A 12,985-nucleotide genomic window follows, 5' to 3' on the forward strand; every position below is an offset into this window, starting at 1 on the left:
ATTCACGTCGCCCTTCACGCAACCTCTCCTGTGCCGGACTTCGCCCAACGCCGTCCCAACCGATCAAAAGCCAGGTAAATCACGGGCGTCGTGAATAAGGTCAGCACCTGACTCACCAGCAACCCGCCGACCATCACCAGACCCAGCGGTTGACGCAATTCAGCACCGGAACCGGTGGCCAGCATCAGCGGCACTGCGCCGAACAGCGCCGCCAGCGTCGTCATCACAATCGGCCGGAAGCGCAACAGCGCCGCCTGATAAATCGCCTGCTCCGGCGCCATGCCCTGAGTGCGTTCGGCGTCGAGGGCGAAGTCGATCATCATGATCGCGTTCTTCTTCACGATACCGATCAGCAGGATGATGCCGATGATCGCGATCATCCCCAGATCATTGCCGCTGAGCAGCAACGCCAGCAACGCCCCCACCGCCGCCGACGGCAAGGTCGACAGAATGGTGATCGGGTGAATGTAGCTCTCGTAAAGCACGCCGAGCACGATGTACATGGTCACCACCGCCGCCAGAATCAGCAGCAAGGTGCTCGACAGCGACGCCTGGAACGCTTCAGCCGCGCCCTGGAACTGGGTCTGCACGCCGATCGGCATGCCGATGTCCTTCTGCACCTGCTCGATGATGTCCACCGCATGCCCCAGCGCCACGCCGGGTGCGAGGTTGAACGACATCATCACCGCCGGGAACTGGCCGATGTGGGTAATCGCCAGTTGCGCCTGCCGCTCTTCGACGTGGGCCAGACTCGACAACCGCACCTGCCCGCCATCGGTGGTCTTGACGTGAATCTGATCCAGCGCCTGCGGGCCAATCTTCTCTCCGGCCTGAGCCTGCAGCACCACGCGGTACTGGCTGGCCTGGGTGTAGATGGTCGAGATCTGCCGCTGGCCGAACGCGTCGTACAGCGCGTCGGTGATATTCGAGACCGACACACCCAGCCGTGAAGCGGCGTCGCGGTCGATGACCAGGAACACCTGCAAACCCTTGTCCTGCAAGTCGCTGGCGACGTCGGTCAGTTCCGGGCGCTGGGCCAGAGCCTCGACCAGACGGCCGCTCCACAGACTGAGCAATTCGGAATCCGGCGACGACATGCTGAACTGATACTGAGTACGGCTGACGCGGTCTTCGATGGTCAGGTCCTGCACCGGCTGCATGAACAGACGGATGCCGACAAGCTTGTCCAACTGCGGTTGCAGGCGGGCAATCACTTCGGTCGCCGTCAGATCACGCTGGCCGTGGGGCTTGAGGTTGATCAGCAACCGACCGCTGTTGAGCGTGGCGTTGTCACCGTCGACCCCAATGTAGGACGACAGGCTTTCTACCGCCGGATCTTCCAGAATCACCTTGGCCAGCGCCTGCTGACGCTCGCCCATCGCTGCGAAGGAAATCGACTGCGGTGCTTCGGAAATACCCTGGATCACCCCGGTGTCCTGCACAGGAAAGAAGCCCTTGGGCACCACCATATAAAGGAACACGGTCAGGGCCAGCGTGCCGATGGCCACCAGCAGGGTCAGCGGCTGGTGCTTGAGCACCCACTGCAACTTGCGGCCGTAAGCGGCGATCATCCAGTCGATGAACGCACCACTGGCGCGGTAGAAACGGCCCTGCTCATGTGCTTCCGGCTCACGCTTGAGCAGACGCGCGCACATCATCGGCGTCAGGGTCAGCGAGACCACCAGGGAAATCAGGATCGCTACCGCCAGGGTGATGGCGAATTCGCGGAACAACCGCCCCACGACGTCGGCCATGAACAGCAGCGGAATCAGTACCGCGATCAGCGACAGGGTCAGGGAAATCAGGGTGAAACCGATCTGCTTCGCGCCCTTGAGCGCAGCCTGCATCGGACTGTCGCCCTCCTCGATGAAACGCGCGATGTTTTCCAGCATCACGATCGCATCGTCGACCACGAAACCGGTGGCGATGGTCAGTGCCATCAGCGTCAGGTTGTTGACCGAGAAGCCGGCGAGGTACATCACGCCGAACGTACCGATCAGCGACAGCGGCACGGCCACCGACGGAATGATCGTGGCACTGGCGCGCCGCAGGAACAGGAACGTCACCATCACCACCAGCGCGATGGCGATCAGCAGTTCATGTTGCACGTCGGTGACCGAGGCACGGATGGTCTGGGTGCGGTCGGTCAGCACGACTACGTCGAGACCGGCCGGCAGGTTGTCGGTGATGCTCGGCAGCAGTGCCTTGATCCGGTCGACTACTTCGATCACGTTGGCGCCCGGTTGACGCTGGATGTTCAGCAGAACGGCCTGATTCTGGTTGGCCCATGCCGCCAGACGCTCGTTCTCGGCGCCGTCGACAATCTGCGCGACATCCTTGAGCCGCAGCGGCGCACCGTTGGCGTAGGCCAGGATCAGGTTGGCGTAATCCTTGGGCGACGTCAGCTGGTCGTTGGCGTCGAGCATCGACACCCGGGTCGGGCCGTCGAAGTTGCCCTTGGGCTGGTTGACGTTGGACGCACTGATCAGCGTGCGCACGTCCGACAGGTTCAGGCCGTTGGCCGCGAGGGCCTCCGGGTTGACCTTGATCCGCACCGCCTGACGCTGACCGCCGGCAATGCTGACCATACCGACGCCGCTGATCTGGGCGATCTTCTGCGCCATGCGCGTATCGACCAGATCATTGAGTTTGGGCAGCAACATGGTTTTCGAGGTGATGGCCAGGGTCAGCACCGGGGTGTCCGCCGGGTTGACCTTGTTGTACACCGGCGGCGCGGGCAAGTCGGTCGGCAACAGGTTGGTCGCGGCGTTGATCGCGGCCTGCACCTGCTGTTCGGCGACGTCCATGTTGATGTCGAGGCTGAACCGCAGGGTCAGCACCGACGCGCCGCCGGAACTGGTCGAGGCCATTTGCGTGAGGCCCGGCATCTGCCCGAACTGACGCTCCAGCGGCGCGGTGACGGCACTGGTCATGACGTCCGGGCTGGCGCCCGGATACAAAGTCATGACCCGGATGGTCGGGTAATCGACCTGCGGCAAGGCCGAAACCGGCAGCAGGCGATAGGCGATCAGACCGGCCAGCACGATGGCCAGCATGCTCAGCGTGGTGGCGACCGGGCGGAGGATGAACAGACGCGAAATGTTCATGCGCCCTTCTTGGCCTTGTCGGTGACGGTGGCGTCAGGCGCAGTGGCGGCGGACTTGCCTTGCAGGTGCTCGGTCGGGGTGGTCGGCACATCCTTGCTGTCGTTGACCACTTCCACTTCGCTGCCTTCCTTCAGACGGTCGGTGCCTTCCAGCACCACCCGGTCGCCGGCGGCAAGACCTTCGGTGACCACCGTGTTTTCGCCGTCGCTGGCACCGATCTTCAATTGGCGGATGGTGACTTTCTTGTCGCCGTCCAGCGCGTAAACGAAGGTGCCGTTGGTGCCGAACTGGATGGCGGCGGACGGCGCCAGCACCACACCTTTCAAGGTGTCGGCCAGCAGGTGAACGTTGACGAACTGGTTGGGGAACAGCGACTGATCGCGGTTCTCGTAGCGCGCCTTGAATTTCAGGGTACCGGTGGTCACGTCGATCTGGTTGTCGAGGCTTTGCAGCACACCGGTGGCTTGCAGTTTGGTGTCGCCACGATCCCAGGCCTCCGCCGGCAGTTTGGCGCCGCTGCGGTAGCGGGCGAGCACGGTTTCCAGGCTGTTTTCCGGCAGGGTGAAGGCGACGCTGATCGGTTGGGTCTGGGTGATCACCGCCAGGGAGGTCGTGTCGTTGGCCGCCACGAGGTTGCCGACGTCGAGCTGACGCAGGCCGACGCGACCGGCAATCGGTGCGCGGATCTTGGTGAATTCGAGATTGAGCTTGGCGTCGTTGACCGCCGCCTGATTGGTTTTCACGGTGCCGAGGTATTGGCCGACCAGCGCTTCGGCGGTGTCCAGCGTCTGCTTGGCGATGCTGTCTTCCTTGTACAGGCCGCGATAGCGCTCGACATCGACCTGGGCGTTCTTCAACTGCGCCTGATTCTGCAGCAAGGTGCCTTCCGCCTGGAGCAAGGCGTTCTGGTACGGACGCGGGTCGATCTCCGCCAGCAGGTCACCGGCCTTGACCATTTGCCCTTCCTCGAAATAAATCTTCACCAGTTCGCCACCGACCCGGCTGCGCACATTGATGGTGTTGAGCGCCGTCACCGTACCGAGGGCCTTGTAGTACAGCGGGAAGTCCCCGGTGACCGCCGGCGCCACGCGTACCGGAATCGGCCCACCCGCCCCGCCGAAGCCCGGACGCATCATCCCCGAACGGCCAGTGTGGCCGGCCTGCGCCTTCTCGCCGCCCTCCTTGTGGGTCGAACCGGCGGGCCAGAATTTCCAGCACAGACCGGCAATGACCAGCAGGACAAGCAGGCTCAGCAGCCAGCGACGGGAGTTTCGGGAAGACGATTGCATGGAGTGATTAACCATTGGGCGCGTGGGCTTCTTTTACGGGAGGCTGAACGATAAGCACTGGTGGGGATTTAGCAAAGCAGCTTTACCGGCAATTTACCTTCCACTTACGTTTCAAGGTGTGAGGCAAAACACTGATACACAAATGAAAACGGCCTGGACAGAGCCAGGCCGTTAACAATTGTAAAAGCGCTTACTTGAGAACGGACAGCGCCGCTTCGTAGTCAGGCTCTTCGGCAATTTCCTTGACCAGTTCGCTGTGCAGGACGTTGTCGTTTTCGTCCAGAACAACCACCGCACGGGCGGTCAGGCCTTTCAGCGGGCCGTCAGCGATGGCCACGCCGTAGTTCTCGAGGAACTCGGTGCCGCGCAGGGTCGACAGGTTTTGTACGTTTTCCAGGCCTTCGGCGCCGCAAAAACGAGCCTGGGCGAACGGCAGGTCAGCCGAGATGCACAGCACAACAGTGTTGCTGATGTCGTTGGCCTGAGCGTTGAACTTGCGCACGGAGGTGGCGCAGGTCGGGGTGTCGACGCTTGGGAAGATGTTCAGCACTTTGCGCTTGCCGGCGAAGTCTTTCAGGGTGACGTCGGACAGATTGCCGGCTACCAGGGAAAAGGCTGGCGCCTTGGAACCGGCTTGTGGCAGTTGGCCGTTGACTTGAACCGGGTTGCCTTTGAGCGTGACTTGAGCCATGAACGGAGTCCTTCTTAACGTTGTTGGGAAAGCATGCAAGAGGCAGAAGTTAACCACGAAATTGTCCGACGACCTATGCCTGGACTGAAATTGTCATGTGCTGGCACGCAAAACTGGATACACATTCTCCAGTAGCCCCACATCCCCGCTCTCAAAGAGGGTGATGCTTGTTAAAACGCAAGTCTGCGTCTTTTCTTTAACGACCTGTCGATTCAGACCCCGGCCGTTCGACTAAGCCATGAATCCCTCACTTACCTGCGGAGAAACACCATGCGCTTCATGATCATTGTCAAAGCCAGCCACGACTCCGAAGCCGGCGTGATGCCCAGCGAGCAATTGTTGACGGACATGGGCAACTACAACGAGGAACTGGCCAAGGCCGGCATTCTGGTTTCTGCCGACGGCCTTCACCCCAGCAGCAAAGGCGCCCGTGTGCGCTTCAGCGGTGAAAACCGCAGCGTGATCGACGGCCCGTTTGCCGAGACCAAAGAGCTGATCGCCGGTTACTGGATCTGGGACGTCAAGTCCAAAGAGGAAGCCATCGAGTGGGTCAAGCGTTGCCCGAACCCCATGCCGGGCACTGAATCGGAAATCGAGATTCGCCAGGTGTTCAGCGCGGAAGATTTCGGCGCCGAGTTCACCCCGGAACTGCGCGAGCAGGAAGAACGCATACGCGAGCAAGCCAAAAAACACTGAAGCCCCGAATCGAGCACGTCAGCATTTTCCGTAAGGCCGGTGACGACTGAGCGAGACACGAGGACTTTTCGGCGCGAAACAGGTAGGGTGCGCAACATCACAATGCCACCACTGGATCGCGTCGCAGTTTTTATGGAGTTGTCATCGCAATGAGTTGCTGGACCGTCCTTGGCCTGTCGGCCGACGCCGATGTGCGCACGATCAAACGCCAATATGCCGTCCTGCTCAAACAGACCCGCCCCGACGACGACCCCGAGGGTTTCCAGCGGCTGCGCGAAGCCTATGAGCAGGCGCTGGCCTACAAGGCATGGCAGCGGTACGAAGAGCAGGATGAGGAGCAGAATCAGGACATTCAAGAGTCCTGGGACCTGAGCGGTCTTACCGTGGTCGAGGTCGATGCCCTGAAACTGGCGATCCGCCCGCTGGACGGGCTCGGCATCGAAGAGCTGAACCGTCGCCTTGCCATCACCCGCGAAGAGGGCTGCGCGCACATCTTCGAAGACACGGTGCTGCATCATTGCATTGAACACCCCGAGACTTCGCAGACGCTGGTGGACTGGGCCATCCCGACTTTCTTCTGGTTCAGCGCCTGGCAACGCCTCGAACTCGACCACATATCGATAGACCTGTTGCTGGATCGACAACGCGCGCGCATTGTGCAACCGATGCACGATGCCCTTGAACGCGAAGACGTTGAAGGTTTCCTCCAGGCCTACGAGCGTTGCGGGGAGCACAACTGGCTCGCGATTGCACTGCAACAGGAATGGTTCAACCGGATGCTCAGCCATTTACTGCTGGATGCCCCGGTCTGGTCTCCCGAGATTTTCGAACGGGTGCGCAACAATCAAGGCTGGCACGGCTGCACGGGAAATCCCTGCCCTGACGGCGAATGGCAACGCCTGCTGGCTCGCCAGAATGCGCCGCTTTTCCTGGCTCACCAGCAACAACTGGCCACGGAGCCCGCTGTCACCCCCGAACACCGCGCCGCCCGCCTGCTGCTGGGCACCGGCTCGTTCAGCGCCCGTCGCGCACTGGCCCGACGCCTGCGCGAGGACGACTGGGCGCAATGCCGCAAGTTGAGTTCGGAGCTGTACGCCAATCACCCCAAGGTCTGCGCGCAGATGCCCGGCGGCACGGCGTTTTTTTGGCAAAGCTGGGAACTGAGCTTCAATGACTGGCCGACCTACGTGGGCGTGGTGCTGGCCTGCCTGATTGGCGCGTTCACCCATTACATTCCGTTGGGTGTGCGCCTCAGTGGACTGATCAATATCGTCATGATCTCGACCGTGGTGTTTGGCGTGATCGTGGCCGGGCTCAATTGGCTGGTGCACAACGTTGCTCATCGCGTATGGCGGCTGGATGACCGGCTCAGCGCCGCTCTTTGCCCCGGAGTTTTCAAAGACTCGCCGCCGTTCGGCGTGCTGCGCGACCTGGTGCCCGGCGCATTGATGGTGGCCGGGCTCGGCTGGTTTTTCGGCCCGATTGCCGGCGGGGTGTACGCCGCGACCCTGGCGACCTTCGGACTGGTGCGCCGCTGGCAGTCCAGGCCGCGGGTGTCCTGGGAAGAAAGCCGACCTGCCGTGAAAGTCGGCGTGACGATCCTCGGAATTCTGGTGCTGGCCCTCGTGCTCGGCGTGTTCAAAGTGGTCGCCAGCCAAGGCACGGTCAATCGCAATCAGGGTCTGCAACCCTGGACCGAACGCCTGTGCAGCCGCTTGCCGGCCACCACCGCCGAATGCAGCGCACCGGCCACCGTTGAGCAGTGGTACGGCAAGGAGGCGCGCCCATGACCACCAGAGTGATGTTTTGCGTCGGGATCTTCTTCGCGCTGGTGATCATGGGGCTGACGGGCGCGATCCGGCCTTTCCTCCAGCTCGATCTCTGGCTGGACGGGCGCGATGCGCCGCTCACCGCTCAAGCCAATGCCCTGAGCCCGGTGATCGCCTGCGTCAACCGGATCGACGTGCAATGGCGAGTGGCCTACGACCGTTACAAGAACCCTCAACCGCCCTTACCCCGCGACCAACGCTGGTTGAAGAGCCTCAAGGATTTCGACGACAGCGACGCGTTCAATGTGCGGGACATTCAGCGCGATGTCTGCGGTCAGGGCCTCACGGAAAAACTCGATCTTCTGGCGTGGCAGCCTGAACTGGCGCGACAGGCGAACGAGTACGTCCGGGCGCTGAGTCACGTTACGACCACCATTGCACCCACGCGGTTTTACCGGGAGGCGAGTTTCACCTCCGGGTCGCAACAGCCCTCCCCTGGAGAACTGGCTGCGATCGAGCGCGTTTCACAGGAGTACATCGACGCCTCGACGGCTCTGCGGCAAAGCCTGCTGCCGCTCGACGCTGCGCAGCGTCCCGAACAGCTCAAGCTGATCGAGGCTCGTCTGGGCAGGGACATTCACTGGGACTTGCTGGCGTACATGATTCAAGCGCGGGAGACCGTCGACGTGCTCGACGAAGCGATGAAAAATCGCACTCTGACCCAAAAATTGCTGGCCGACACCACCGCGAAGTTGCAACAGGCGTGGAACCGTCGCGAACCCTGGCTCGCACCGCGCACGGGTGGATTCCAGAACAAGACCGATGCCGCACGGGATCTGTGGCTGCGCATCGGCGAGCCGGGGCAAGACTATCTCGAGGCGTTGAACACCCTGCAAGCAGACTGGCACAACCACGCTAAGCCCGAACGTTTGAGCGAGGACTACTACGCCGTGACCCGCCGTTACGACGGCTTGCTCAGCCATTACAACCGCCTGGCCCGCGCCAGCTTCTGACGTAGTGCACACGCCGGATCGTCCTCAGAGGCGACCCGGCGTGCCGGTCTTACTTGGCCTTGAGCTTGAGGTAGGACTGATGCAGATCCGCCGCCCAGCCATCGATCACGCTTTTCACGTCATCGGCCTTCATCACCTGCGAATCGTTTTCCAGCGGTTTGCCGGTGCCTTTGCGCACCACCTGCGCCGCCACCTTGTTGGTGCCGCCATCGAGGAACACCGCTTCGGTCGCCAACGTGGTTTCCTGATCGCGAATGCCGCTGGCGGTACTGACCGCTGCCGCCACCAACGCCACCGGAATCACCTCATAAGCATGCAGGCCTTCGGTCTTGCTGCTCACGGCGGTGATCGCCGCACGTACCACAATCACACCCGGCCCAGGGCCCGAGGCCAGCGGCAGGGATTTGCCCAGTTCACGCTTGAGCGCCTGATCGTAGTAGCTGGTGATGCCGTTGAGGGTCTGCTGCGGAATCTTCACGGTGGGTTGCGGTTTGGGATAGAGCTGGGTCGGTTCGACGTAGAAGCTGGTGAATTTGCTGATATCGATTTTCGGGTCAATCCAGCGCATCACTTCAGCCCCCGACGGGGATTTGGCCTCCCTCAGCTGGCTGTAGTCCTTGAGGAAGCCTGAGTACTCGTCGGGTGCGACGGTTTTGCTGGAGCAGCCCACCACGCCCAGCGTGGCAATGCACAGGGTGCTCATCATTACGGCTAGCTTCATGCTGTAACTCCTGTCGGAAGGCCGAATTTATTGCGTCGGGGGAGTTACAGGTATAGCTAAATTCGCGCCGTTTGCGATCAGAAACCCCAACATTGCGCAACGTCGGGTCCGGACCTTTGAAAGGTCCGGACCATCACAGGCGCTCAAGGCTTTCTTCTACCAGCTCGAAGTCTCCCCACTGCGCAACGCCATCTCCCGCCGGCTGTTGGCCCGCATCGCCTTGATCAGCGACACCGTGCCCACCAGCAAAATCGCCGCGCCAAACAGAAAATCAATGTTGTACAGCTGGAAATCCTGCACCGGCCCCACCAGCACCGTGCGTACCACGCCGATCCCCACCAGCGTGGCAAGGAAGTCGATCCCCGGCTCATCGCGGTAGAACACCAGCAGCAACGGCAGGCACAGCACCAGCAGCATCAACAGCACCACGACCTTGAACGAGCCTTTGCGCTCGACGCTGAACGCGCATTCGTGGGGGCCGTAGGCCTTGTAGTCCTCGTCGCGGATCATCGAGTTTTTCTCGTTGATGTAGTCGGCGCGGTTGTACTTCTGGATCGGCGTGAAGGTGTTGGACATCTCCATCAGCGTGGTGATGTTCTTGAAGCGCAGGTCGATGCGCTCGCTGCCCTTGAGGTAATACAGGACTGGCTTGTAGCCGTAGCGATAGGTGTCGAAAGGAAACTCGGTGACCCGGCCCTGGACGCTGATCGGCCGCGATTCGAGTTCGGCGAAGGCGCTCTTGTCGGTCGAGGCGAGGTTGCGGCTCAGGGGCAGGACTTTCACCTGTTCGAGGAAGATCGGCGTGACGCCGAACGACCACTGCAACGGTTCCAGGCGCAGACGCAGTTCGTTGCGGCCCAGGTCATAGCGGTTGAAGGTGCGTTCGGAGACCACCACTGCGCCGCTGAGCATGAACTCGCCGCGCAGGTTGTTGGTGATGCGCAGGGTCAGTTGATCCTTGCCCAGCAGCGCCGCTTCGGTGTTCGGCGGCGTGCCGCACCAGGCGGTGCTTTCGCCGACGCCGCCGAGCTGGCCGCCACGGTTTTCGTTGAACACATAGATGTAACCGGCCCACAGCGTCACCATCAGCAGCAACGCGGTGATGCCCAGAATTTTTTTGCCCGGACTCACTGATCAGACTCCCTTCTTCGTTCCGTCGTCCAGCCGAAAACCCGCTGGCGACGGGGACTCTACCAAAAGGCCACCATCGACCCAAGGAAAAATCCCCGATTCATCAGGGTTCTAAGGGTTTCCCCTGCATCACCTGCGCCGGAACAACGGTCGCGGCTCGATCACCGAGCGCCCGTACAACACGCTCATCCCGGCCAGGCCCTTGAGCGCATCCTCGGCGGATTTGTCCTCGCGCACGGCGAAGCTGTCGAAACCGCACTGGCGCATGTGGCTGAGCTGGTCGCGCAGCACATCGCCGATGGCGCGCAACTCGCCTTTCCAGCCGAAACGGCTGCGCAGCAGATAGGCCTGGCTGTAGGCGCGGCCGTCGCGAAAGTTCGGGAAATCGAGGGCGATCAGGGGCAGCGAGGTCAGCCATGGCAGCAGGCTTTCGACGCCGTCGTCCGGGCCGAGCCAGACCGCATGGGTCGAGGGCGATTCGAGCCAGTGGGCCAGCGGCAGAATCAGCATTTCAGTGCTGTCATTCGTTTCTGGCGAGCGGATCAGCGTCCATGGATCATCGAGCACGATCCGCGCCCCACTCGCCTCCATCCGCAGCAGATTATTCATGCCGGTACCTCCAGCGCTTTCGGGTAGACCCGCTCCTTGAACGGCTCCAGGCCGATGCGCGCCACGGTATCGACGAACAGTTCTTCAGCCTCGCGATAACGGACGAAGGTGCCGATGATCCGCTCGATCACCTGCGGCACTTCGGCGGCGCTGAACGAGGGGCCGATGACCTTGCCCAGTGCGCTGTTCTTGCCTTGGGCGCCGCCAAGGGTGATCTGATACCACTCGCTGCCGTTTTTATCGACGCCGAGAATCCCGATGTTGCCGATATGGTGATGGCCGCAGGCGTTCATGCAGCCGGAGATGTTCAGGCTGATGTCACCGAGGTCGTGCAGGTAATCGAGGTTGTCGAACCGCGCCTGAATCGCCTGGGCAATCGGGATGGACTTGGCATTGGCCAGCGCACAGAAATCACCGCCGGGGCAGGCGATGATGTCGGTCAGCAGGCCGACGTTGGCGACGCCCAGCCCCTGCTCTTTCGCCAATTGCCACAGCGTGTACAGATTGGACTTGGGCACATCCGGCAGGACGATATTCTGTTCGTGGGCGATGCGGATTTCGCCGAAACCGAAACGCTTCGACCAGTCGGCCACGGCCAGCATCTGCGCATCGGTGACGTCCCCCGGCGGCGAGGCCAGGCCCGGTTTGGTCGACAGCACCACGCTGGTGTAGCCCGGCACTTTGTGCGGCTGCACGTTGCGCGCGACCCAACGGGCGAACGCCGGGTTGTCGGCCAGGTGCGTGCCGTAATCCAGATCGGTGTCCGCCAGCGTGCGATAGCTCGGCGGCACGAAGGCACTGGCGACTCGCTGGTATTCATCCTCGGTCAATTGCGCCGGGCCGTCCTTGAGGTGTTGCCATTCCTCTTCGACTTCCTTGGCGAACGCCTTGATGCCCAGCGCCTTGACCAGAATCTTGATCCGCGCCTTGTACTTGTTGTCGCGTCGGCCGTGGCGGTTGTAAACCCGCAGCACCGCCTCGACGTAGGACAGCAAGTGTTGCCACGGCAGGCCATCGCGAATTTGCAGACCGAGAATCGGCGTGCGCCCCAACCCGCCGCCGACGATCACTCGCAGCAGCATCTGGCCGTCACGACCGGGGTAAAGGTAGAGACCGATGTCGTGCATCATGATCGCCGCGCGATCCTGCTTCGCCGAGCAGATGGCGATCTTGAACTTGCGCGGCAGGAACAGGAATTCCGGGTTGATCGTCGACCATTGCCGCAGGATTTCCGCCAGCGGACGCGGGTCGATCAGTTCGTCCGCCGCGACCCCGGCGAAGGCTTCGGTGGTGATGTTGCGCACGCAATTGCCCGAGGTCTGGATCGCATGCATGTGGACCTGCGCCAAGCGCTCGAGGATGTCCGGCACTTCGTGCAGTTCGATCCAGTTGAACTGCATGTTCTGCCGGGTGGTGAAGTGGCCGTAACCACGGTCGTAGTCCCGGGCGATGCTTGCCAGTGTGCGCATCTGTTCGGCGCTCAGCGTGCCGTAAGGAATGGCCACCCGCAGCATGTACGCGTGCTTTTGCATGTACAGGCCGTTTTGCAGGCGCAGCGGCAGGAACTCTTCTTCGCTCAACTCTCCGGCCATGAAGCGCTCGACCTGATCGCGAAATTGCGCAACGCGCTCGAACACCAGCGCCCGGTCGTAATCATCGTATTGATACATGCAACTGCCACCTCATCAGTTTTGATCGCGGTCAAGAACTGTGGGAGCGGGCTTGCTCGCGAATGCGGAGTGTCAGGCAACTTACTTGTTGGCTGACACTCCGCATTCGCGAGCAAGCCCGCTCCCACAGGATTTTTTACGACTATGGACGAGCGGCGCAGTGCACAACAGATTCACCTGAACGCATAAAAACCGTATCAGGACGCGGCAGATGGCCGCAGGCAGCGCCTGGATCTGATCCGCATAAATGATCAATTCCTGAGCCTGTTTTGTTTCCGGTGGGGTTTCT

General features: G+C 61.6%; 10 protein-coding genes. 3 read left to right on the forward strand and 7 right to left on the reverse strand.

Annotated elements, in window-relative coordinates; genetic code table 11:
- Positions 1-14 precede the first annotated feature (14 nt).
- The 3 genes from CAF80_RS08030 to tpx form a co-directional block, all read right to left on the reverse strand.
- Positions 15-3,107, reverse strand: a complete 3,093-nt coding sequence (locus CAF80_RS08030; RefSeq protein ID WP_085667119.1) for an MdtB/MuxB family multidrug efflux RND transporter permease subunit — start codon at positions 3,105-3,107, stop codon at positions 15-17.
- The gene (locus CAF80_RS08035) at positions 3,104-4,411 is read right to left on the reverse strand and encodes an MdtA/MuxA family multidrug efflux RND transporter periplasmic adaptor subunit (RefSeq protein WP_039772384.1); all 1,308 of its coding nucleotides are present in this window, start codon (positions 4,409-4,411) and stop codon (positions 3,104-3,106) included. Before CAF80_RS08035 ends, CAF80_RS08030 begins: the two co-directional genes overlap by 4 nt.
- Before the next feature lie 175 nt (positions 4,412-4,586).
- Positions 4,587-5,087 carry a thiol peroxidase gene (gene tpx, locus CAF80_RS08040; protein WP_074690905.1) on the reverse strand — a complete coding sequence of 167 codons (501 nt, stop codon included), beginning with the start codon at positions 5,085-5,087 and terminating at the stop codon, positions 4,587-4,589.
- A 270-nt stretch (positions 5,088-5,357) separates the two neighbouring features.
- Here tpx and CAF80_RS08045 point away from each other — a divergent pair, with 270 nt between their 5' ends.
- From CAF80_RS08045 to CAF80_RS08055, 3 genes are all read left to right on the forward strand, one after another.
- Complete coding sequence (locus tag CAF80_RS08045) at positions 5,358-5,783, forward strand: YciI family protein (protein ID WP_074690904.1); 426 nt, start codon at positions 5,358-5,360, stop codon at positions 5,781-5,783.
- Positions 5,784-5,932: 149 nt separating this feature from the next.
- A complete protein-coding gene (locus CAF80_RS08050; protein WP_085667120.1) occupies positions 5,933-7,573 on the forward strand; it encodes a J domain-containing protein in 1,641 nt (546 codons plus the stop codon).
- On the forward strand, positions 7,570-8,565 hold the full coding sequence (locus CAF80_RS08055; RefSeq protein WP_085667121.1) for a DUF3829 domain-containing protein: 996 nt from the start codon (positions 7,570-7,572) through the stop codon (positions 8,563-8,565). Before CAF80_RS08050 ends, CAF80_RS08055 begins: the two co-directional genes overlap by 4 nt.
- A 49-nt stretch (positions 8,566-8,614) precedes the next feature.
- On the opposite strand, the gene CAF80_RS08060 is transcribed toward CAF80_RS08055, so the two are convergent.
- The 4 genes from CAF80_RS08060 to CAF80_RS08075 all read right to left on the reverse strand — a co-directional run bounded on the left by CAF80_RS08060 (position 8,615) and on the right by CAF80_RS08075 (position 12,696).
- Positions 8,615-9,286 carry a DUF3313 domain-containing protein gene (locus CAF80_RS08060; protein WP_085667122.1) on the reverse strand — a complete coding sequence of 224 codons (672 nt, stop codon included), beginning with the start codon at positions 9,284-9,286 and terminating at the stop codon, positions 8,615-8,617.
- A gap of 156 nt (positions 9,287-9,442) precedes the next feature.
- Positions 9,443-10,417 carry a hypothetical protein gene (locus CAF80_RS08065; protein ID WP_064381826.1) on the reverse strand — a complete coding sequence of 325 codons (975 nt, stop codon included), beginning with the start codon at positions 10,415-10,417 and terminating at the stop codon, positions 9,443-9,445.
- A gap of 129 nt (positions 10,418-10,546) precedes the next feature.
- Complete coding sequence (locus CAF80_RS08070) at positions 10,547-11,026, reverse strand: DUF934 domain-containing protein (protein WP_085667123.1); 480 nt, start codon at positions 11,024-11,026, stop codon at positions 10,547-10,549.
- Positions 11,023-12,696, reverse strand: a complete 1,674-nt coding sequence (locus CAF80_RS08075; RefSeq protein WP_085667124.1) for a nitrite/sulfite reductase — start codon at positions 12,694-12,696, stop codon at positions 11,023-11,025. Before CAF80_RS08075 ends, CAF80_RS08070 begins: the two co-directional genes overlap by 4 nt.
- Positions 12,697-12,985 lie beyond the last annotated feature (289 nt).

It is taken from the genome of Pseudomonas sp. B34(2017) (assembly GCF_002112915.1).
Lineage (GTDB): Bacteria > Pseudomonadota > Gammaproteobacteria > Pseudomonadales > Pseudomonadaceae > Aquipseudomonas > Aquipseudomonas pharyngis.

Excerpts from the sequence above, each read along its gene's own strand:
- CAF80_RS08070 (WP_085667123.1), bottom strand. The coding sequence starts at position 11,026 with ATGAATAATCTGCTGCGGATGGAGGCGAGTGGGGCGCGGATCGTGCTC.
- tpx (WP_074690905.1), bottom strand. The coding sequence starts at position 5,087 with ATGGCTCAAGTCACGCTCAAAGGCAACCCGGTTCAAGTCAACGGCCAA.
- CAF80_RS08050 (WP_085667120.1), top strand. The coding sequence starts at position 5,933 with ATGAGTTGCTGGACCGTCCTTGGCCTGTCGGCCGACGCCGATGTGCGC.
- CAF80_RS08075 (WP_085667124.1), bottom strand. The coding sequence starts at position 12,696 with ATGTATCAATACGATGATTACGACCGGGCGCTGGTGTTCGAGCGCGTT.
- CAF80_RS08055 (WP_085667121.1), top strand. The coding sequence starts at position 7,570 with ATGACCACCAGAGTGATGTTTTGCGTCGGGATCTTCTTCGCGCTGGTG.
- CAF80_RS08035 (WP_039772384.1), bottom strand. The coding sequence starts at position 4,411 with ATGGTTAATCACTCCATGCAATCGTCTTCCCGAAACTCCCGTCGCTGG.
- CAF80_RS08045 (WP_074690904.1), top strand. The coding sequence starts at position 5,358 with ATGCGCTTCATGATCATTGTCAAAGCCAGCCACGACTCCGAAGCCGGC.
- CAF80_RS08060 (WP_085667122.1), bottom strand. The coding sequence starts at position 9,286 with ATGAAGCTAGCCGTAATGATGAGCACCCTGTGCATTGCCACGCTGGGC.
- CAF80_RS08030 (WP_085667119.1), bottom strand. The coding sequence starts at position 3,107 with ATGAACATTTCGCGTCTGTTCATCCTCCGCCCGGTCGCCACCACGCTG.